Source organism: Massilia agilis, assembly GCF_024756255.1.
Lineage (GTDB): Bacteria > Pseudomonadota > Gammaproteobacteria > Burkholderiales > Burkholderiaceae_D > Telluria > Telluria agilis.
Window position 1 is genome coordinate 25395 of the sequence record NZ_JANUHB010000005.1, and the last position, 20807, is coordinate 46201.

19 protein-coding genes are annotated in these 20807 nt (G+C 64.7%); 12 read left to right on the top strand and 7 right to left on the bottom strand.

Annotation, left to right across the window (positions count from 1 at the left end; genetic code table 11):
- Positions 1–300 precede the first annotated feature (300 nt).
- From NX774_RS18815 to NX774_RS18840, 6 genes are all read left to right on the top strand, one after another.
- Complete coding sequence (locus tag NX774_RS18815) at positions 301–2076, top strand: M56 family metallopeptidase (RefSeq protein ID WP_258823811.1); 1776 nt, start codon at positions 301–303, stop codon at positions 2074–2076.
- A gap of 180 nt (positions 2077–2256) precedes the next feature.
- Positions 2257–2751 (top strand): outer membrane beta-barrel protein, encoded by a 495-nt coding sequence (locus NX774_RS18820; protein ID WP_258823812.1) that lies wholly within the window; start codon positions 2257–2259, stop codon positions 2749–2751.
- Positions 2752–2942: 191 nt separating this feature from the next.
- Positions 2943–3473 carry an outer membrane beta-barrel protein gene (locus NX774_RS18825; protein WP_258823813.1) on the top strand — a complete coding sequence of 177 codons (531 nt, stop codon included), beginning with the start codon at positions 2943–2945 and terminating at the stop codon, positions 3471–3473.
- Between the two features lie 181 nt (positions 3474–3654).
- Positions 3655–5730 carry a M13 family metallopeptidase gene (locus NX774_RS18830; protein WP_258823814.1) on the top strand — a complete coding sequence of 692 codons (2076 nt, stop codon included), beginning with the start codon at positions 3655–3657 and terminating at the stop codon, positions 5728–5730.
- Positions 5731–5776: 46 nt separating this feature from the next.
- On the top strand, positions 5777–6139 hold the full coding sequence (locus NX774_RS18835; RefSeq protein ID WP_258823815.1) for a hypothetical protein: 363 nt from the start codon (positions 5777–5779) through the stop codon (positions 6137–6139).
- Positions 6136–6510 (top strand): hypothetical protein, encoded by a 375-nt coding sequence (locus tag NX774_RS18840; RefSeq protein WP_258823816.1) that lies wholly within the window; start codon positions 6136–6138, stop codon positions 6508–6510. Before NX774_RS18835 ends, NX774_RS18840 begins: the two co-directional genes overlap by 4 nt.
- A gap of 62 nt (positions 6511–6572) precedes the next feature.
- Here the strand turns inward: NX774_RS18840 and NX774_RS18845 are convergent, their stop codons facing one another.
- The 3 genes from NX774_RS18845 to NX774_RS18855 form a co-directional block, all read right to left on the bottom strand.
- Positions 6573–7148 carry an SRPBCC family protein gene (locus NX774_RS18845; RefSeq protein ID WP_258823817.1) on the bottom strand — a complete coding sequence of 192 codons (576 nt, stop codon included), beginning with the start codon at positions 7146–7148 and terminating at the stop codon, positions 6573–6575.
- A 141-nt stretch (positions 7149–7289) separates the two neighbouring features.
- On the bottom strand, positions 7290–7796 hold the full coding sequence (locus tag NX774_RS18850; RefSeq protein WP_258823818.1) for a hemerythrin domain-containing protein: 507 nt from the start codon (positions 7794–7796) through the stop codon (positions 7290–7292).
- A 215-nt stretch (positions 7797–8011) separates the two neighbouring features.
- On the bottom strand, positions 8012–8497 hold the full coding sequence (locus NX774_RS18855; RefSeq protein WP_258823819.1) for an SRPBCC family protein: 486 nt from the start codon (positions 8495–8497) through the stop codon (positions 8012–8014).
- A 181-nt stretch (positions 8498–8678) separates the two neighbouring features.
- Between NX774_RS18855 and NX774_RS18860 the strand changes: the two genes are divergently transcribed.
- Entirely contained in the window at positions 8679–10994 is a 2316-nt protein-coding gene (locus tag NX774_RS18860) for a UvrD-helicase domain-containing protein (protein ID WP_258823820.1), read from the top strand.
- Positions 10995–11116: 122 nt separating this feature from the next.
- On the opposite strand, the gene NX774_RS18865 is transcribed toward NX774_RS18860, so the two are convergent.
- The 3 genes from NX774_RS18865 to NX774_RS18875 all read right to left on the bottom strand — a co-directional run bounded on the left by NX774_RS18865 (position 11117) and on the right by NX774_RS18875 (position 13359).
- Positions 11117–11884, bottom strand: a complete 768-nt coding sequence (locus tag NX774_RS18865; protein ID WP_258823821.1) for a BPSS1780 family membrane protein — start codon at positions 11882–11884, stop codon at positions 11117–11119.
- Positions 11881–12840, bottom strand: a complete 960-nt coding sequence (locus NX774_RS18870) for a homoserine kinase (protein ID WP_258823822.1) — start codon at positions 12838–12840, stop codon at positions 11881–11883. The genes NX774_RS18865 and NX774_RS18870 overlap by 4 nt, the downstream gene beginning before the upstream one ends.
- A 75-nt stretch (positions 12841–12915) precedes the next feature.
- On the bottom strand, positions 12916–13359 hold the full coding sequence (locus tag NX774_RS18875; RefSeq protein WP_258823823.1) for a DUF2782 domain-containing protein: 444 nt from the start codon (positions 13357–13359) through the stop codon (positions 12916–12918).
- 176 nt (positions 13360–13535) lie between these two features.
- Between NX774_RS18875 and polA the strand changes: the two genes are divergently transcribed.
- The 5 genes from polA (at position 13536) to NX774_RS18900 (ending at position 19927) form a co-directional block, all read left to right on the top strand.
- Positions 13536–16280, top strand: coding sequence for a DNA polymerase I (gene polA / locus NX774_RS18880; RefSeq protein ID WP_258823824.1), 2745 nt, complete (start codon positions 13536–13538; stop codon positions 16278–16280).
- A gap of 283 nt (positions 16281–16563) precedes the next feature.
- Positions 16564–17784, top strand: a complete 1221-nt coding sequence (locus tag NX774_RS18885; protein ID WP_258823825.1) for a DUF4382 domain-containing protein — start codon at positions 16564–16566, stop codon at positions 17782–17784.
- 183 nt (positions 17785–17967) lie between these two features.
- Positions 17968–18852 carry a dienelactone hydrolase family protein gene (locus NX774_RS18890; protein ID WP_258823826.1) on the top strand — a complete coding sequence of 295 codons (885 nt, stop codon included), beginning with the start codon at positions 17968–17970 and terminating at the stop codon, positions 18850–18852.
- 188 nt (positions 18853–19040) lie between these two features.
- Positions 19041–19703 carry a ZIP family metal transporter gene (locus NX774_RS18895; protein WP_258823827.1) on the top strand — a complete coding sequence of 221 codons (663 nt, stop codon included), beginning with the start codon at positions 19041–19043 and terminating at the stop codon, positions 19701–19703.
- Between the two features lie 77 nt (positions 19704–19780).
- Complete coding sequence (locus tag NX774_RS18900) at positions 19781–19927, top strand: hypothetical protein (RefSeq protein ID WP_258823828.1); 147 nt, start codon at positions 19781–19783, stop codon at positions 19925–19927.
- A gap of 22 nt (positions 19928–19949) precedes the next feature.
- Here the strand turns inward: NX774_RS18900 and NX774_RS18905 are convergent, their stop codons facing one another.
- Positions 19950–20801, bottom strand: coding sequence for a sulfurtransferase (locus tag NX774_RS18905; protein ID WP_258823829.1), 852 nt, complete (start codon positions 20799–20801; stop codon positions 19950–19952).
- Between the last annotated feature and the right edge of the window lie 6 nt (positions 20802–20807).

Genomic DNA, 20807 nt, shown 5'->3' on the forward strand with positions numbered 1-20807 from the left:
GCCGGTACCCATGCCGAGTGTGCGCGCAACTCGGCTGGGCTCTGTTCAGCATGGGTCCCGGCGTTCGCCGGGACGACGGTCCAGGCGCGCGTTTTCGTCGCCTGTTCCGCCGATCCTGCAGCCTGTCGCACCCCGGTAGCATCCTCCCACGCGTTTTCCTACAGTTGTCATCGGCGGCATGCGTCCGCCCTCAAGTAGATTAAAAGTTCTAGACAAAATTATCTAGAACTTTTAATCTAGATCGCACAACAACGGAGACCACATGCACCAGCACACCCTTGAGCAGAAAGGGCAGCGCCGATGAACGGCTTGCTGTCCTCCATCGTTCCCAGCCTGGGCTGGGCGCTGCTCGACTTTGTGTGGCAGGGCATGCTGGTCGGCTGGATCGCCGCCTTGCTGCTGGCGCTGCTGCGCAAGGCATCCCCGCAGGCGCGCTACGCCGTGGCGTGTGCGGCGCTGCTGCTGTGTGCGGCGCTGCCCGTGGCCGGCACGCTGCAACGGGTGCTTGCCGCGCAGTCGGCCACCGCCAGCAGCTTGCCGCTTGCACTGGCGGACGCCGCCGTCCTGCATGCCGCCCCTGCGCTGGCGCTGCCCGCCGAGCAGCTTGCGTCGTGGGAGGGCATGCTGCAGCAGCGACTGCCGCTCGTGATCTTCTGCTGGGCCTGCGGCGCCGGCGTGCTGGCGCTGCGCATGCTGCTTGGCCTGGTGTGGGTGCGCAGGCTGTGCCGGCCTGGCCATTATCGGCGCGACAGAGCCTGGCAGGCGCGGCTGGACCGGCTGGCGCGCGCGATGGGCGTGGCACGGCGCGTCACGCTCGGCCTGGTGGACGACCTGGCCAGTCCGGTGACAGCCGGCTGGTGGCGCCCGGTCGTGCTGGTGCCGGCATCGCTGGTGTCGGGCATGCCGCCCGACTTGCTGGAAGCGCTGCTGGCGCATGAACTGGCGCATGTGCGCCGCCTCGATTACCTGGTCAACCTGATCCAGAGCGCGATCGAAATCCTGCTGTTCTACCACCCGGCCGTGTGGTGGCTGTCGAACCGGATTCGAATCGAGCGCGAACAGATCGCAGACGATTTAGCCGCAAGCACGCTCGGCGAACCGCGGCGCCTGGCACTTGCACTGTCCGAGCTGGACCTGTTCCGGCTCACCACCCCGCAACTTGCCCATGCAGCACATGGAGGAAATCTTATGTCTCGCATCAAACGCCTGGTTCGCCCCGAATCCGAACCGCTGAACTGGAAGCTGGCGCTGCCCATCCTGGGCCTGGCCGCGTGCGCCGCGCTGTATGCCCACACATCCACCGCGCTGGCAGCGCCGGACACGGCGCCCGCGATGAAGGCGTTCAAGCGCTACGCCGGCCCCAGCAAGGACGGCTCGTATGCCCTGGTGCGCGATACCGACCGCGGCACCAACATGAACGGCGACAGCGTGGACTGGCGCGAAATCGAAGCGGTCAAGAAGAACATGCACGGCCAATTCCTGTGGTTCCGCGACGGTGGCCAGGCCTGGGTCGTGCAGGACCCGGACATCCTGGCACGTGCCAATGCGGCCTGGGCGCCGGTGGACCGGCTCGGCGAGCAAATGGACGTGTACGGCAGGCAGATGGACGAGCACAGCAAGAAGATGGAAGCGCTCGGCCGCCATATGGAGCAATCGGTTGCACGCGTCCAGCCGGACCAGCAGGCGATGCGCGAGTTCGAGCGAAAAATGAACGAGATGGGGGCCCGGATGGGGGATCTCGGCGCGCGGTTGGCGAGTACGGATGGCGCCGAGCGCGACCGTGTGTCACAACAGATGCGTGAGCTCGGCAAGAAGATGGACGCCGAGGGCAAGCAATTCCGCCAGCATGCGGAGAAACAGGACCAGCGCCAGGCGCATGCGGCCATGGACGACCTGGGCCAGCGCATGCGCGAGGCGAGCAAGCCGATGGATGAACTGGGTCACCAGATGGGCGCGCTCGGCAAGCAGATGGAGCATGAGAGCAAGAATGCCGACCGGGTGGTGCGCCAGTTGATCCGCGAATCGCGCCAAAAAGGCCTGGCCCGGCCGGTGCCGCTCACCACGGCCAAAGGCTGAGTCAACGTTGACGGGGCAGGCGCCTGGCGCCTGTCACGGACATCGATTAGACCATGTAACAAATTGTCATCGAGCTATCGAACAGCCAGTTGATGGGTTATCATTGCCGGTTGGCAATCCAGTCCTCATACGAAAAACTGGGCTGCAACGGTTCTGAAAATTCATCTTAGGAAACTCATCATGATCAAGAAAATCCTCGCTGCCGCCGCCCTCGCGACCCTGGCTGCCTCGTCGCAAGCTGCCGGTCCGGGCACCACCTACGCCGGTGTCGACGTCGGCGCGACCCACATCAAGGGCGACTCCAACCAGGTCAGCTACGGCGCCTTCCTTGGCTACAACTTCAACCAGAATTTCGCCGGCGAGATCGGCGTGCGCCGCCTCTGGTCCGACACCCAGGACTGGAACGAGGCCCGCATGGACCAGATCGCCGTGTCGGCCATCGGCAGCCTGCCGGTCAACGCCGCGACCAGCGTGTACGGCCGCGTGGGCTACAACCGCCTGAACGCCAAGGTTGATATGGGCAAATACGGCAGCGTTTCCGACAATACCTCGGGTCTCCTGCTGGGCGTTGGCGTCAAGTATGACTTTGACAGCAACATCAGCGGCCGCGTCGAACTGCAGCGTCCGCACAGCGACGTGCTGAACCTGAGCGCAGGCATCTCGTACGCTTTCTAAGCTGCGGCGATCGAAGCGAAGGGAAGGGGCGCTGCGGCGCCCCTTTTTTTCGTTCCCGAGAGAATGTAAAAGTTTGTGACCGATTGTTTAGTTACGCAAACCCTCTGGTAAATTTCACGTCAGCAACTAGTTAAATCGATAAGAACTGGTTGCGACGATCGATTCTTACAACACAACTGAAAGAGGGTTTCATGATCAAGCAATTTATCGCAGCAACCATTGTGGCGGGCCTGGGGCTGAGCGCGGCGTCCTACGCCGCCGAGCCGGTGACCAATCCGTTCTATGCCGGCCTGGATGCCGGGGTGACCAAGAGCGATGATTTTTCGAACACGCGCGGCAGCTACGGCGCCTACCTGGGTTACAACGTGAACCAGAACTTCGCGGTGGAAGCCGGCGCGCGCCGCCTGTCCAGCTATGATGATCCGTGGAGGTCCCTGCGCTCGGACCAGTATTCGCTGTCGGTCATCGGTTCGCTGCCGGTCAACGAAAAGCTGAGCGTGTTCGGCCGCGTTGGCGCCAGTCACATCGTGAACCACGTCAGCTTCAAAGCCGTGGGCCAGCCGGGGGTCTCTGATTTCCAACTCCGTGACGAGGACACCCATCTGCTGCTGGGCGTGGGCGCGAGCTACAAACTGACCGACAACGTGTCGGCCCGGCTGGAACTGCAGCGTCCGCAAAGCGGCGTCAAGAACCTCAGCGCAGGCGTGCACTACGCGTTCTGACGTCGAGGAACCAACGTAAAAGGGGCGGCGGCCGCAGGGCTGCCGCCCTTTTCGTTTGACCGCGCAGTCAATATTGCCGATCAAATAATTGTGTGGCAGCATACGCCCCATTCGCGCGTACGCTCCCGCCGCTGCCACGCACCGGAATGCGTGCGCATTGTTCCCGCCTTCCGGAGCCTTCATGCGCCACCTCATTCGCTTTGCATTTTCCCTGACTGTCGCCGGTGCCGGCGCTGTTGCCGTCGCGCAGACGCCGCCTGCCCAGCCCGACCGTCCGGCCACCGCGTTCCCGTACACGCCGGGGCTGGACGTGAGCTCGATGGACAAGAGCGCCAACCCGTGCGAAGACTTCTACCAGTACGCCTGCGGGGGCTGGATGAAGAACAATCCGATCCCGGCCGACCAGGCGCGCTGGTCGGTGTACGGCAAGCTGGCACAGGACAACCAGCGCTTCCTGTGGGGCGTGCTGGACGAGCTGGCCAGGAAGACGGAAGGGCGCAACGCGACCCAGCAAAAGATCGGCGACTACTTCGGCGCCTGCATGGACGAGGTGGCGATCGAACAGCGCGGCGCCGCGCCGCTCAAGCCGTACTTCGAGCGCATCACGGCGATGCGCTCGACGCGCGACTTGCCGGCCGTGCTGGCCGCGCTGCACATGGACCTGGCCGATGAAGGCTTCTTCTTCGGCTTTGACTCGGGCCAGGATTTTGCCGACGCCACCCGCGTGATCGCGTTTGCCGGCGCCGGCGGCCTGGGCCTGCCGGACCGCGACTCCTACCTCAAGGACGACGCCAAATCGAAGGAAATCCGCGAGAAGTACGTGGCGCACGTCGCCAGCATGTTCCAGCTGTCCGGCGAAACGCCCGAGGAGGCGCAGCGCTCGGCCGCCAAGGTGATGCAGATCGAGACGGCGCTGGCCAAGGCATCGCTGTCGCGCGTGGACAAGCGCAACCCCTACAAGCTGTTCCACAAAATGAACGGCAAGGGCCTGCAGGCCCTCACCCCGGGCTTCGACTGGCATGCCTACCTTGTCACGCTGGGCGAGCCGAAGCTGAACAGCTTCAACGTGACCGAGCCTGCATTCTTCAAGGAATTTGCCCGGCAGCTGAGCAGCAACGACCTGGCGGCGATCCAGACCTACCTGCGCTGGCACGTGATGCACGCGCTGGCGCCGGCGCTCTCGTCGAATTTCGACAAGGAGAACTTCGCGTTCTTCAGCAAGACCCTGCGCGGCGTGCAGCAGCAGCCGCCGCGCTGGAAGCGCTGCGTGCGCCTGGTGGACACCCAGCTGGGCGAAGCGCTGGGCCAGGAATTCGTCAGCCGCGCCTTCTCGCCGGAGCTCAAGGCCAAGTCGCTGCACATGACGCGCCAGGTCGAGGAAGCGATGAAGAAGGATATCGACTCGCTCGAGTGGATGAGCCCGGAGACCAAGAAGCGCGCGCAGCAGAAACTGGTCGCGATCGTCAACAAGATCGGCTACCCCGACAAGTGGCGCGACTACACCGCGTACACCGTGAAGCCCGATGACTTCGCGGGGAACGTGGTGCGCGGCAATGTATTCGAAGTGAAGCGCCACCTGGCCAAGATCGGCAAGCCACTGGACCGCAGCGAGTGGGGCATGACGCCGCCGACGGTAAACGCCTACTTCAACCCGCAGATGAACGACATTAACTTCCCGGCCGGCGTGCTGCAGCCGCCGCTGTTCGATCCGAAGATGGATGACGCGCCCAATTACGGCAACACCGGCGGCACCATCGGCCACGAACTGACCCACGCCTTCGACGACGAGGGCCGCCAGTTCGACGCCAACGGCAACCTGAAGGACTGGTGGACCAAGAAGGACGCCAAGGAATTCGAAGAGCGCGCCCAGTGCATCGTGGACCAGTACGCGCAGTACACGGTGGTGGATGACATCAAGATCAACAGCAAGCTGACGCTGGGCGAGGACGTGGCCGACCTGGGCGGCCTGATCCTGGGCTGGATGGCGTGGAAGGAGCAGATGGCGACCATGCCGCAGCAGGCGCAACCGCTGCGCGACGGCCTCACGCCCGAGCAGCGCTTCTTCGTCGGCTACGCGCAGTGGGCGTGCGAAAACGACCGCCCCGAGAACCAGCGCGTGCACGCGATGACCGACCCGCACTCGCCGGGCCGCTACCGCGTCAACGGCCTGCTGGTGAACATGCCGCAGTTCCAGGAGGCATTCCAGTGCAAGCCGGGGCAGGCGATGGTGAAGGAGAAGCGCTGCCGCGTGTGGTAAATCCGGTGCGCGGGAGAACGAAAACTACTGACGCAGGAGATTTGGCGTGACTGATGCGCAGTTGGCTTTCTACAGCTCATGGGCCTCGATCGTTGGCCTGTGCATTTCCGTTGTCTCGCTGTTCTACGTGCGAAGCATTAAGAAGAACATCATCCGGTTCAGGCGCAAGCAGAGGATTCGTCACCTGACCGACGAAATCCTTCAAATTCAAGACGACGCGATGCCGCTCTCCTCGGCGTCGCGCACGAAACTCTTGGCATTAAAGCGGAACATCCCGACTTATGTGTGGTCCCGCTTTACTGAAAAGGGCAGGGCGGCGTTGGAAGTGCATAAGCACATCGACGAGGGCAATATCGTCGCGCTCAAGGAAGCCATTTACGACCTGGCGTCGTTTTCGGAGGACGCATGAACAAATACGAAGCCCTGTTTGATGAAATTCTGAAACAAACCCAGACACGCGCATTGGAGTGGAGGCAGCTCAGGCGCAATGCGAATGCCGACCTCATTTTCAACCCGACCTTGGTATATCGTCAGTTCTCGACCGAGATGCGGCGTCGGGGAAATTCCTTCACAGTACTTCTCGTGGAGAAGAAATACGACGACCCGGAGCATGACTTCGCTTATCAGCGCTATGCGCCGGAATTGCTGGTGGTTGATGATGACGGCGAACTCGTTACAACATTAACCGATTCGGTGATCGAATGGCGGGACCTGATGCGGCTGGCCAGCATGGTGGAGGCGCAAAGCGACAAAGCGAGCAAGCTCTTTGACGCGAGCTGACGGGGCGCTGCCAGCCAGGGCCCCCACCGCGGCGAGGGCCGGGCCGTCAACCAGATGACTGGTCAGTGCGTCGAGGACGACGACGACTGCTGCGGGATGGTTCCGCGCCAGGCGCCAGTTTCCTTGCCGCGCTCTTCCAGCATGTCCTTGAAGCGCTGCAGGTTCTGGCGCGCCTCCAGGCGCATGGCGCCCAGTGCGTCGCCGATTTTTTCCATCGGGCCTTCCGGCTTGTAGCTCATCTGCACCGTGACCCGGGTGCAGCTGTCCGAGAGACGGTGGAAAGTCACCACGCCTGCGTTCGGTGCGCCGCTGGTGCTGCGCCAGGCAATGCGCTGGTCCGGGATCTGCTCGGTGATTTCGGCATCCCATTCCTTTTCTTCGCCCATCACGTTGGCCTTCCAGTGCAGGTGACGATCGTCCCGCTGCTTGACCTCGTGCACGCTAGCCATGAACTTGGGGAAATCCTCGAACTGGGTCCACTGGTTGTATGCCGAGCGCACCGGCACGTTGACCTCGGCCGATTCCATGATGGTCGAGCTTTCGCTCACGTCGGAACGGCCTTGCTTCTTGTCCATCTGCTTTTTCAGCATCATGCCGCCGACTGCAAGGGCGGCGACTGTCACTACACGATTCAGCATGTCAAATCTCCTTTCGCTGTAAAGCACGCAAACGCTAAGGTAAGCCAATCGCGCAGCGGGTGGCGCGCGACAGGTTGTGTCCGGCAGGCAGGCCAGGCAGCAGCGCCACCGCTTCCAGTGGCGCTGTTTGCGCAGTAATGATCAGCGGTGCATGTCGATGCCGGCCTGCGATTGCATGTGGATCAGGTTCGCTTCGAACGATTGCATTTCGAGCCCGATCGGGGCCATGTCCATGTTGGCGGCCTCGAGTTTGGGGAAGAACTCTTTTTCCTCCTGCTCGATGTGATGCAGCGTGCTTTGGATCAGTTCGCGCATCAGGCGGTCGGCGTGCGGTTCGTCAAGGGACATGCCCTGCAGCGTGGCGACCAGGTCGTCGGTCTTCAGGTGCTCCTGTTCGAAGTGGCCGATCATGGCCGGGTCGATCTGGCGCACGCCGGGGTAGAACACCGATTCCTCCACGCGCGAGTGGGTGTGCAGCGCCTGCAGCATTTGCTTGGCAGCTTGCTTCTGGACTTCCTTGTCCTGGGTGTGACAGTACTTGTCTGCCAGCTTGCGCACCAGGTCGTGGTCGCGGATCAGCAAGTCGAGCGGGTGCTCGACCGGGTCCAGGGTCTGGACGGGTTTGATGGGGTCGTCGTTGGCTTCCATTTGAATCTCCTCCTTAGAAACAAAGTCGCATACGCGAAGTCCACGGGGAGTGGACCCGTTCCGGGCATATGCCCGTGGCGGGTTGGATTTTCAACACCTATCTTTGCGTCTTGGAGAGGGGAAACTGGGCCGAGGCGAGCGCAGGAGTGCGGTGGCGCTCGCTGCGCCTGGACGCGTGGGCAGACAAGCTGCCCACCCTACGCCTTAGAGCACGCTCAGCGCGCCTCGACCAGTTCTACCAACTGCTCGGTGGCCTTGGCCCAGCCTTCGTGGAAGCCCATCTTTTCGTGCGCCTCGCGGTCTTCCACCGACCAGTGGCGCACGTGCGCGCTGTAGCGGGTCTTGCCGCCGCCAAGGTCGTCGAAGGTCACTTCCGCCACCATGAAGGCCTTGTCCGACGGCTCCCACGCGCTGGTGAAGGCGTCGGTGAACACGATGCGGCGGTTGGGCACCACGTCGAGATAGACGCCATTGTTGGGAAATTCCTGGCCTTCCGGCCCGTGCATGGTCATGACGCTCGCGCCGCCGGGGCGCAGGTCGCTGGAGATCACGGAGACGCGCCACGGCTTGGGGCAAAACCACTTTTCCATTGTCCGGGGATCGGTCCATGCCTGGAACAGCTTTTCCGGCGGGGCGTTGATCACGCGGGTCAGGAACAGGTCGCGCCCCTCGGCACGGGTGGTGGTCTGGTTATCGCTCATCTTGCCTCCTCATTGGTCAGGTTGTTTGTCAGACTCCCGAGCTTGTCGATCAGTTGCCTGTTCATTGTCGTTCAAGCTTGGCGCAAATCGACAAGCGCGCAAAAATTTTTCGTGATCAAAGGCACCAGCTGACAAGCTGGCAACAGCGGCGGCCGCAGACCCCCGGCGGTATAATGACGGGATGCAGAATCTCCTCCAGAACCTGAACCCAGAACAACTGGCCGCCGTCACGCTGCCGCCCCAGAGCGCCCTGATTTTGGCGGGCGCAGGCTCGGGCAAAACGCGGGTGCTGACCACGCGCATTGCCTGGCTGATCCAGACCGGACAGGTGTCGCCCGCCGGCATCATGGCGGTGACGTTCACCAACAAGGCGGCCAAGGAGATGCTGACGCGCCTGTCCGCCATGCTGCCCGTGAACACGCGCGGGATGTGGATCGGCACCTTCCACGGCCTGTGCAACCGGCTCTTGCGCACGCACTACCGCGACGCGGCGCTGCCGCAGGCGTTCCAGATCCTCGACACGCAGGACCAGCTGTCGATGATCAAGCGCCTGCTCAAGGCCAACAACGTGGATGACGAGAAGTACCCGGCCAAGGATCTGCTGTACTTCATCAACAATGCCAAGGACCAAGGGCTGCGCGCGCACGACGTCGAGGCCTACGAGCCGATCACGCGCAAATTTGCCGAGCTGTACGAGCTGTACGACCAGCAATGCCAGCGCGAGGGCGTGGTCGATTTTGCGGAGCTGTTGCTGCGCACCTACGAGCTGCTGTCGCGCAACCAGCCGCTGCGCCACCATTACCAGATGCGCTTCAAGCACATCCTGGTGGACGAGTTCCAGGACACCAACGACCTGCAGTACAAGCTGCTCAAGCTGCTGGCCGGCTATGGCGAAGCGCAGGGTGGCGCCTTGTTCGCGGTGGGCGACGACGACCAAAGCATCTACGCCTTCCGCGGCGCCAACGTGGGCAACATGAGCGCGTTCGAGCGCGACTTCCACGTCAAGAACCTGATCAAGCTGGAGCAGAACTACCGCTCGCACGGCCACATCCTCGACAGCGCCAACTACCTGATTTCCTACAACGCCAAACGCCTTGGCAAGAACCTGCGCACCGACCAGGGGCAGGGCGAGCAGGTGCGCGTGTACGAGGCGTCGTCCGACCTCGAGGAAGCGCAGTGGATCATCGAGGAAGCCAAGAACCTGATGGCCGACGGCATCCCGAGGAGCGAAATCGCGATCCTGTACCGCTCCAACGCGCAAAGCCGTGTGATCGAGCACGCGCTGTTCGCGGCCGGCCTGCCGTACACCGTCTATGGCGGCCTGCGCTACTTCCAGCGCGCCGAGGTCAAGCACGCGATCGCTTACCTGCAGCTGATGGACAACCCGCACAACGATTCGGCCTTCCTGCGCGTGGTGAACTTCCCCACCCGTGGCATCGGCGCGCGCACCATCGAGATGCTGCAGGGCGCCGCTGAGCAGTACGGCATTTCGCTATACGCGTCGGTGCCCTACATGACCGGCAAGGCGGGTTCTTCGCTGGGCGCCTTCGTCAAGCTGGTCGAGGGCGCGCGCTTCGAGACCCAGCAGCTGCCGCTGCCGGAGATGGTGCGCGTGGTGCTCGAGCGCAGCGGCCTTTTGACCCACTACGCCAACGAGAAGGAAGGCGCGGACCGCGTCGAGAACCTCGAGCAGCTGGTGGACGCAGCGGCCCAGTTCGTGCAGGAAGAGGGCTTCGGCCAGCAGGCGCCGGCGCACCTGGGCCCGCAGGCGCAGGCGCAGGCGGGCGAGCTGGTGGTCAGCGAAGACGGGGTCGAGATCCTGGACGCCGACGCGCCGCTGCCGGCGGTGATGTCGCCGCTGTCGGCCTTCCTGTCGCACGCGTCGCTGGAAGCGGGCGACGCGCAGGCGCAGGTGGGACAGGACGCGCTGCAGCTCATGACGGTGCACTCGGCCAAGGGCCTGGAGTTCGACGCGGTGTTCATCACCGGCCTGGAAGAGGGCCTGTTCCCGCACGAGAGCAGCTCGCGCGAGGCGGACGGCGTGGACGAGGAGCGGCGCCTGATGTACGTGGCGATCACGCGCGCGCGCCGCCGGCTGTACATGAGCTTTACGCAGCAGCGCATGCTGCACGGGCAGACGCGCTTTAACATGAAGTCGCGCTTTTTCGACGAGCTGCCGGATGAGTCGCTCAAGTGGCTGTCGCCGCGCGTGCAGGGGCACTGGTTCGCGAACAACAAGAAGACCACCGCCTGGGACGATGCCCAGTTCCGCAACGCGGGCACGGACAATAAGATCGCGCAGCAGATCACGCAAAAGTCGGGCAACGGTTCCGGCTGGCGGATTGGCGAATCGGTCTCGCACGCCAAGTTCGGCGAGGGTGTGATCGTCAATATCGAAGGCGGCGCCGGTGCGGCGCGCGCGCAGATCAACTTCGGCTCGGCCGGGATGAAGGTGCTGGACCTGTCCGTGGCCAAGCTCGAGCGCTTGTCGCGCTAACCCCTCTCGTTAGTCTTCGCACGTCGTCCCCGCGCAGACGGGGACCCATAGGCCGCATGAACGCAGGCTCAGCATCGGTCCCCGCCTGCGCGGGGACGACGTTTTTGAGCTAACAAAGTTTTCTAGGCCGGCTGCCCTTGCGGCTGTACCGGCTTGCCGAAAATCTGGCGGTATCCGACGTAGATCGCGCACTGCAAGAGCAGCACGAACAGGAAGATCAGCCACATGATGATCACCTGCGCGATGTGCACCGGCCCCACGATCAGCGCCACCAGCATGCACACCGAGAAGAACAGCCCGAACCACGCCAGCAGCAGCACGCTGAACACGCGCGCGCTTCGCACCACCGCGAAGAAGCTGTAGAAGGTGGCCTTGCCCGGCCCCATCTTCTCCCAGTAGGTGAGCGGCGCCGCAAAGGCCAGCGAAATCAGCGCCGCCAGGTCGAGCACGAAGATGAGGAACATCGCCAGCACGTCCGACACGTCGACCGCCAGCTTCTTCGGGTCCGGCTGCTGCACGGTGATCTGCTCCCAGAACGCCGGGTCGATGGCGAAACGTGCCAGCAGGGCGAGCAGCAGCGACACCGCCAGGTACACCAGCCCGAGCTTGCACAGCGTGACCACGGCCGGCTTGCGAAAGCCCGTCAGCAGCACGCTGGGGGTGACGCGCTCGCCGTTGTCGATCATCAGGCAGGCCTGCATGAAGGCCATCGACAGCGACGGGATCAGCACCACGGCCAGGATCGGCCCCACCACCGGCACCGCGGAAAACGCGATGCTGATCAGGATGTTCGCGAACATCAGCGTCGTCAGCCCGCCGGGCTGCTTGCGAAACAGTGCGGCGCCTTGCTTGAGCCATGCCCAGCCAGTGCTGGCGGGAAGCTTGCTCATGCCGGCAGCTCCTGGGCCGCGTGCTCCACGCGGTCGCGCAGGATGCGTTCGAAATGGGTGGGGTCGTGCGGCGTGAGCAGCTCGGCCTCGCGCGGCAGGTGCAGGTCGTACAGGCGCGACAGCCAGAAGCGCAGCGCGGCGGCGCGCAGCATGGTCTGCCAGGCGGCGCGGTCGGCGTCGGTGAACGGCCGCACCGCGTGATACGCGTCGAGCAGCGCGGACAGGCGCGCGGTGTCCAGCTTGCCGCTCTGCTGGTCGATGCACCAGTCGTTGACCGTCACTGCCACGTCGAACAGCCAGGTATCGCAGCCCGCAAAGTAAAAGTCGAAGCAGCCGGTGAGCTTGTCGCCGACGAACATCACGTTGTTGCGGAACAGGTCTGCGTGCACGGGACCGTGTGCGAGCTGGCGGTAGGTGTCGGTGCCGGCAAACGCCTGCTGGAACGCGATCTCGGACGACAGAAGCTGCGCGTTTTCCGGCGAAAGGAAGGGCATCACCTTGGGGGCCGTCTCGAGCCACCAGTCCAGGCCGCGCAGGTTCGGCTGCTGCAGCGGGAAGTCGTGCGCGGCCAGGTGCATGCGGGCCAGCATGGTGCCCGCCTCGGCGCAGTGCACCGGTTGCGGGTCCATTTGCGATGCGCCTTCCAGTTTGGTGACCACCGCCGCCGGCTTGCCGTGCAGGGGCACCACCAGGTCGCCGTGCTCGTTCGGCACCGGATCGGGCACGGGAATGCCGCGCCGCGCCAGGTGGCGCATCAGCTGCAGGTAGAACGGCAGCTGGTCGAAGTCGAGGTTCTCGAAGATCGTGAGCACGTACTCGCCGCGCTCGGTGGTCAGGAAGAAGTTACTGTTTTCGATGCCGGAGGCGATGCCCTTGAGCGCGCGCGCCTGGCCGAGAGGGAACTGCTTGATCCACTGGTTGAGGTCGTCCAGCGTGACCGCGGTGAAAACTGCCATGTTCAAGCAAAAAGTGAGAGTCGGTAGCTGATTCGGGTTGATACTCGCGCGCGGGTCGTCCGCGCGCGGGCCGCGTTATTTGGTGGGGCGCGGCGGCGGCGGCACTTCGGCCGCGGCCGGGGTCTGCTCCGGCGTTTCGCTGCTTGGCTCGCCCTGCTTGCGCTTGCGGTTCAGGTCGAACTCCAGCACCTGCCACTGCGGCGCGCGAATGCCGCCGGCTTCCTGCGTGCCGGGCGCGGCGTTGCCCGCCGGGACGTTGGGGCGCATGTAGTAGTGGCTGGGGCCGGCCTGCACCTCGACTTCGGTGACCTGCCCGTTCTGCTTGCGCTCCTTGATCTGGGTGCCGCCTTTGGGCGGAATAGTGGTCGCCGGCACGTCGCTGCCCGGCTCGATACGCTCGAGCTTGGGCGGCTTTTCGCTGGGCGGCGCGCTTTGCGCCTGCTGCTGCGCGAACGCGCACGGCGCGAGCGCCAACAGGCAGAGCGAGAACAGTCGGAGGGAAGGGAGCTTGCGCTGCATGATGTTTCACCTTTGTCGTTTTGTTCATTGTAACAAAGGGCGTGCCTTCCCAGTGAAAAGTGTGGGCATCGTCCCCATCTGGATTGGCGGGCCGTTGCGTTTTCTTCATGCCGGATTCTGCGATAATGCGTGGATCGAACGCGGCGCTGGCCCGCCCATCACCAGATTATCTCCCTATGCAAAATACCCTGCTGCTCGTTGACGGTTCCAGCTACCTTTATCGCGCCTTCCACGCGCTGCCCGACCTGCGCAGCCCCGACGGCTTCCCGACCGGGGCCATGCACGGCATGGTCAACATGCTGCGCCGCCTGCGCGCCGATTACCCGGCCGCCTACGTCGCCTGCGTGTTCGACGCCTCGGGCAAGACCTTCCGTGACGAGATGTACCCGGAGTACAAGGCCACGCGCGCCTCGATGCCGGACGACTTGCGCAAGCAGATCGAGCCGATCCACGAGGCGGTGCGCTACCTGGGCTGGCCGATCCTGATGGTGGACGGCGTGGAGGCCGACGACGTGATCGGCACCCTGGCGGTGCAGGCCGCCGCCCGCGGCATGAACACGATCGTCTCCACCGGCGACAAGGACCTGGCCCAGCTCGTCAACGACAAGGTCATGCTGATCAATACCATGACCAACGATAAGCTGGACGAAGCGGGCGTGATCGCCAAGTTCGGCGTGCCGCCCAACCGCATCATCGACTACCTCACCCTCATCGGCGACACGGTGGACAACGTCCCCGGCGTGAACAAGTGCGGCCCCAAGACCGCGGTCAAGTGGCTGACCCTGCACGGTTCGCTCGACGGCGTGATCGAGAACGCGCACGCGATCACCGGTGCGGTGGGCGAGAACCTGCGCGCGGCGCTCGAATGGCTGCCCAAGGGCCGCCAGCTCATCACCGTCAAGACCGACTGCGACCTGTCGCGGCACGTCGTCTCGATCGAGGAAACGCTGGTCGGCCGTCCTGAAGACCGCGAAGCGCTGCAGGCCTTCTTCCAGCGCTACGGCTTCAAGACCATGCTGCGCGAGCTGACCGCCAACGGTGGCGCCCGCGCCCCCGCGGCCCAGCTCAATTCGCCGGAAGGCGCGCAGGCCACGCTGCCCGGCATGCCGATCATCCGCGGCGAATACGAAACCGTGCTCACCGAAGAGCAGCTCGCCAAATGGATCGCGCTGGTCGATGTTGCCGCGCTCACCTCGGTGGATACCGAAACCACGTCGCTCGACCCGATGGCGGCCGAGATGGTCGGCATTTCGCTGTCGGTCGAGTCGGGCAAGGGCTGCTACATCCCGGTGGCGCACCGCTACGCCGGGGTGCCGCAGCAGCTGGCGCGCGAGCTGGTGCTCGAGCGCCTCAAGCCGTGGCTGGAAAATCCGGACAAGCCCAAGCTTGGCCAGAACCTGAAATACGACATGCACGTGTTCGAGAACCATGGCGTCAAGCTGCGCGGCATCGTGCACGACACGCTGCTCGAATCCTACGTGTTCGAGTCGCATAAGCCGCACGACATGGACACGATGGCCATGCGCCACCTGGGCTACACCACGATTCCCTACGTGGACGTGTGCGGCAAGGGCGCCAACCAGATCTGCTTCGACCAGGTGGAGCTGGCGCGCGCGACCGAGTACGCGGGCGAGGATTCGGACATCACCCTGCGGCTGCACGAGGTGATGCTGCCGCACGTGCAGAGCAACGAAGGCCTGAAGTACGTGTACGAGAAGATCGAGCTGCCCACGCAGGTGGTGCTCCAGAAAATCGAGCGCAACGGCGTGCTGGTCGATGCCGAGCTGCTGGCGGTGCAGTCGAACGAGCTGGCCGAGCGCATCATGAAGCTGGAGCAGGAAGCCTACGAACTGGCCGGCGGCCCGTTCAATCTCGGTTCGCCCAAGCAGATCGGCGAAATCTTCTTCGGCAAGCTCGGGCTCCCGGTCATCAAGAAGACGGCGACTGGCGCACCCTCCACCGACGAAGAGGTGCTGCAGAAGCTGGCCGAGGACTTCCCGCTGCCGAAGGTGCTGCTCGAACACCGTGGACTGTCAAAGCTCAAGTCCACCTACACCGACAAGCTGCCCAAGATGGTGAACCCGCACACCGGGCGTGTGCACACCAACTATGCGCAAGCGGTGGCGGTCACTGGGCGCCTGGCGTCGAACGACCCCAACCTGCAGAACATCCCGGTGCGGACCAGTGAAGGGCGCCGCATTCGCGAGGCCTTCATCGCGCCGCCGGGAAGCGTGATCGTCTCGGCCGACTATTCGCAGATCGAGCTGCGCATCATGGCCCACATTTCGGGTGACGAGGCGATGCTGCGCGCGTTCGCGCAGGGCGAGGACATCCACCGCGCCACCGCCGCCGAGATTTTCGGCATGCCGCCCGAGGAAGTGCAGGCCGAGCAGCGCCGCTACGCCAAGGTCATCAATTTCGGCCTGATTTACGGGATGAGCGCTTTTGGCCTGGCGTCGAACCTGGGCATCGAGCGGTCGGCCGCGCAGAACTACATCGAGCGCTACTTCAACCGCTTCTCGGGCGTGAAGCAGTACATGGACGAGACGCGTCTGGCGGCCAAGCAGCGCGGCTATGTGGAGACGGTGTTCGGGCGCCGCCTGTGGCTCCCCGAGATCAATTCGCCCAACGGCCCGCGCCGCGCCGGCGCCGAACGGGCCGCGATCAACGCGCCGATGCAGGGCACCGCGGCCGACCTGATCAAGCTGGCGATGATCGCCGTGCAGGGCTGGCTCGAGAAGGACCAGCTGGCCACGCGCATGGTCATGCAGGTGCACGACGAACTGGTGCTCGAAGTGCCCGAGGGCGAACTGGCGCTGGTGCGCGCGCGCCTGCCCGAGCTGATGGCCGGCGTGGCCAAGCTCGACGTGCCGCTGTTGGCGGAAACCGGCGTGGGGCCGAACTGGGAGCAGGCACACTGATCGCCTGAGTAACTATCGCCGGCTACGTAGGGTGGGCTCTCGAGCCCACGCGTTTGCACGCGGCCCCGTAACCGCGTGGGCACAAGTGCCCACCCTACGATTGCACGCCCGTTAAGACCTGTTAATACAAGGTTAAATTTCGGTGGCTTCGCCGCAACAGTTCAGTATCTGAAGTGTAAGCAATGGTTTCAATGTGCGTTCGTTAACTCAAAAGTTGCCAATCGGAATATAGGATGCCTTTCAACCCGCCGTGGTCGTCGGCGATTTTTCTGAAAGGCATAACATGAAACAACAGCTCACCAAAATCGGCCTCGTGGCCGGCAGCGCCCTGGCTGCAGCCTCGCTCGTCGCCTGCGGCGGCGGTGGCGGCTCCTCTGGTTCCTCGACCACGCCGCCGCCAGTTGGCACCGCCGGCACCCTGACCGTGGCGCTCACCGATGCCCCGGCCTGCGGTTTTGACGCGGTCAACGTCACCGTCAGCAAGGTGCGCGTGAACAAGAGCGCCACCGCCAGCGACACCGACGCCGGCTGGGTGGACGTGACGCTGAACCCGGCGCGCAAGATCGACCTGCTCAAGCTCACCAACGGCGTGCTCGACACCCTGGGCCAGACCTCGCTGGAAGCCGGCCACTATACCCAGGTGCGCCTGGTGCTCGATTCGAACGCGAGCGGCACCGCCAACACGGTGCTGCCGACCGGTTCCAAGACCGAACAGCCGCTCGATACGCCGAGCGCGGTCCAGAGCGGCATCAAGCTTACCGGCGAATTCGACGTGGCCGTCGGCCAGCGTTCGGACATCGTGATCGACTTCGACGCCTGCAAATCGGTGCTCACCAAGGGCAATGGCAAATACGCGCTCAAGCCGGTGCTGCGCATGGTCCCGAGCGCGGTCAACAACGGCATCACCGGCGTGATCGCCACCACCGCGCTGGCCAACCACGTGGTGGTGTCGGCCCAGCAGAACGGCAAGATCATCGCGTCCACGGCGCCGGACAGCACCGGCGCATTCAACCTGTCGCACCTCACGGCCGGTAACTACGATGTCGTCATCACCTCGGACAACAGCGCCGCGTCGGTGATCAGCGCCGTGCCGGTGACGGCCAGCGGCACCACCGCCATCAGCACCACGGGTGCCCCGATCGCGCTGGCGCTGTCCACCACCGGTTCGATCAGCGGCACCGTCACCATGACGCCGCCGAGCGCCACCGAGGCGGCATATGTCGCGGCCAAGCAGTCGTTCGCTTCCGGCCCGACGGTCACCATCAAGTACCAAGGGGCGGATCTTGCGACCGGTGCCTACACGCTGGCCAACCTTCCGGTGGCGGCGCCGCAGTACGCGGTGTACAGCAGCACGCTGCCGCTCGCGTTCAACGCCGCTGTCGGCGTGACGCCGGCGACCTACACGGTGGAGGCAAGCGCCAACGGCTACACCACCAAGTCGGTGTCGGGTGTGAGCATCGCGACCGCGAACCAGGCCAACGTCAACTTCGCGCTGGCGCCGTAAGCTGATCTCAGTCTGGCTGGACGCGTGGGCGGGAGACCCGCCCACCCTACGTACTTCCCGGTAGGGTGGGCAGGTATTCCTGCCCACGCGTTCAAGCACCGCTTGCAAACCCGATCCTGTGCACGCCATCGCTCCGACGCTGATAAGATAGCAAGCCTTTTCCATCACGTCGGAGGATCGCAGATGAAGGACCTGGTACAGGATGGCGACAGCCTTGTCGCCGACAGCGCTTTCGCGGACGGTGTGGACCGCCGCGTGTTCCTGAAGGCCGCGCTGGGCACCGGCTTTGCCGCCGCCACGCTGCCGGTCGCGGCGCAGTCCGTGATCAAGACCGATACCGCTGGCCTGACCGCCGGCACCATCCAGCTCAAGGTCGGCGGCACCACGGTGCCCGTCTATCGCGCCCAGCCCGAGGGCAAGACCAATCTTCCCGTCATCCTGGTCGTGTCCGAGATCTTCGGCGTGCACGAACACATCGCGGACATCGCGCGCCGCTTCGCCAAGCTGGGCTACCTCGCGCTCGCGCCCGAGCTGTTCGTGCGCCAGGGCGACCCGTCGAAGGTCCCGAATATCGCCGACCTCATGCGCGACATCATCTCCAAAACCCCGGATGCGCAAGTCATGGGCGACCTCGACGCCTGCGTGGACTGGGCGCGCCACAATGGCGGCAACGTGGACAAGCTGGGCATCACGGGCTTCTGCTGGGGCGGCCGCATCACCTGGATGTACAGCGCCCACAATCCCAAGGTGAAGGCCGGCGTGGCATGGTACGGCCGCCTGGTGGGCGAACCGAGCGCCAACACGCCGAAGCACCCGATCGACATCGCGGCCAGCCTCAAGGTTCCGGTGCTGGGCCTGTACGGCGCCAAGGACACCGGCATCCCGGTCGATACGGTCAAGAAGATGGAGGCCGAACTGGCCAAGGGCAGCAGCGGTTCCACCTTCGTGGTGTACCAGGATGCCGGCCACGCCTTCAACGCCGACTACCGTCCGAGCTACGTCGAAGCCGACGCCAAGGACGGCTGGTCGCGCGCACTCGCCTGGTTCAAGTCGCACGGCGTCGCGTAGACGGCGCACGGCTGCGGCCCGGCGGCGGTACAATGCTGGGCTGCAGCACTGCACGACCAAGAACAAGAGGCTAACAAATCGACCCGATCCTCATCTCCATCCTGCTAGCGACACTGTTCGCCGGCGCCGTCAGCATCACCGCCGCCGCCATCTTCTCGTTCACGCTGCTGTCCAAGGTAGTCGAGCGCATGGTCAGCCTGTCGGTGGGGATCATGCTGTCCACCTCGCTGCTGCACGCGCTGCCCGAGGCGTTCGAATCGAATGCCGACCCGCGCAGCCTGTTCGCCACGCTGCTTGCGGGCCTGCTGGCGTTCTTCATGCTGGAAAAGCTGGCGGTGCTGCGCCACTCGCACCATCACGAGGGCGACGGCCACCATCACGCGCACGGGCACGACGCGCGCGAGGCGGGCAAGGCGGGGTGGATGATCCTGGTCGGCGACGGCATGCACAACTTCACCGACGGGATCCTGATCGCGGCGGCCTTCCTGGCCAATCCGCAGCTGGGCATCGTCACGGGCCTGGCCATCGTCGCGCATGAAATCCCGCAGGAGATCGGCGACTTCATCGTGATGCTCAACGCCGGTTTTTCGCGCCTGCGGGCCTACGTGTTCAACCTGCTGTGCAGCCTGATGGCGGTGGCCGGCGGCCTGCTCGGCTACTTCACGCTGGACCGCGCCAGCAGCCTGATTCCGTACGTGCTGGTGTTCGCGTCCTCGGGCTTCATCTACATCGCCGTCAGCGACCTGATGCCGCAGATGCAGCGCCGTGCCACCGTGCGCGAGTCGGTGCCGCAGGTGTTCCTGATCGGGCTGGGCGTGCTGATCGTACTGTTCCTCACACGCGGGCACTGATCGCCCAAAGCTTGCGCTGCGCCGTTGACAGTGCGCACGCGCCGGCCATACTTGGGTGTGGCCGACGAGGAGAAGTCATGAACAGGTTCGATCAGGTACTGGGCGCAATCCGCGCCAATCCGGTGCGTTTCGTCGCATGGATGCTGGCGCTGCTGGTCCTGGCGGCGGCCGCGCTGACCGTCTTCGACGGCCTTGGCCTGGACCTCTGGCTCTTCAGCCACTGACGGCAAGCCGGCACACGCCTGGTCAGCCGCCGGTCGCCACAGGGCGCGACGCGTCCGCGCACCATTCGCTCCACGACCCCGGATACAGCGCCGCCCCGCGCAGGCCGGCCACTTCGAGTGCCAGCAGGTTGTGGCACGCGGTCACCCCGGACCCGCATTGCATGATCGCCTTGGCCGGATCGTCCACGACGGCGGACCACTCCGACTTGAGCTGCGCCGCATCCTTGAAGCGCCCGTCCGCGCCCAGGTTGTCCTTGAAGAAGCGGTTCTTCGCTCCCGGGATATGCCCGCCCACCGGATCGATGGTCTCGTTCTCGCCGCGGAAGCGGTCGGGCGAGCGGGCATCCACCACCACACGAGCACCGCCGCCGATGTTGGCCAGCACCTGGCTTGCGTCCACGGTGGCCACCAGCGGCGCGCGCGCTGCGATCGCGCCGCGCGGCTTGGTGTCCACCTCGGCGGACAGCGGCAGCCCTTGTGCCTGCCACGCGGCCATGCCACCGTCCAGCACCGCCACCGCCTCGTGGCCGATCCAGCGCAGCAGCCACCACAGGCGCGCGGCGAACATGCCGCCGTGCGCGTCGTAGGCGACCACTTGCGTGCCCTCGTTCACGCCCCAGCCGCGCAAGGTCTCGATGAACGCCTCGCGCTCCGGCAGCGGATGGCGGCCGCGGAAGGCGCCGTCAGCTGCGCGCTTGGCGCCGGACAGTTCGTTCTCCATGTCGGCAAACACGGCGTGGGGCAGGTGGGCGACGGCATAGCCTTCGCGGCCGGCATCCAGGTTGACGAGGTCGTGGCGGCAGTCCACTACCACCCAGTTGGGGTCGTCGATGTGGCGTGCCAGTTCAGCGGCGGGAATCAGCGTGGTGTACATGATGCT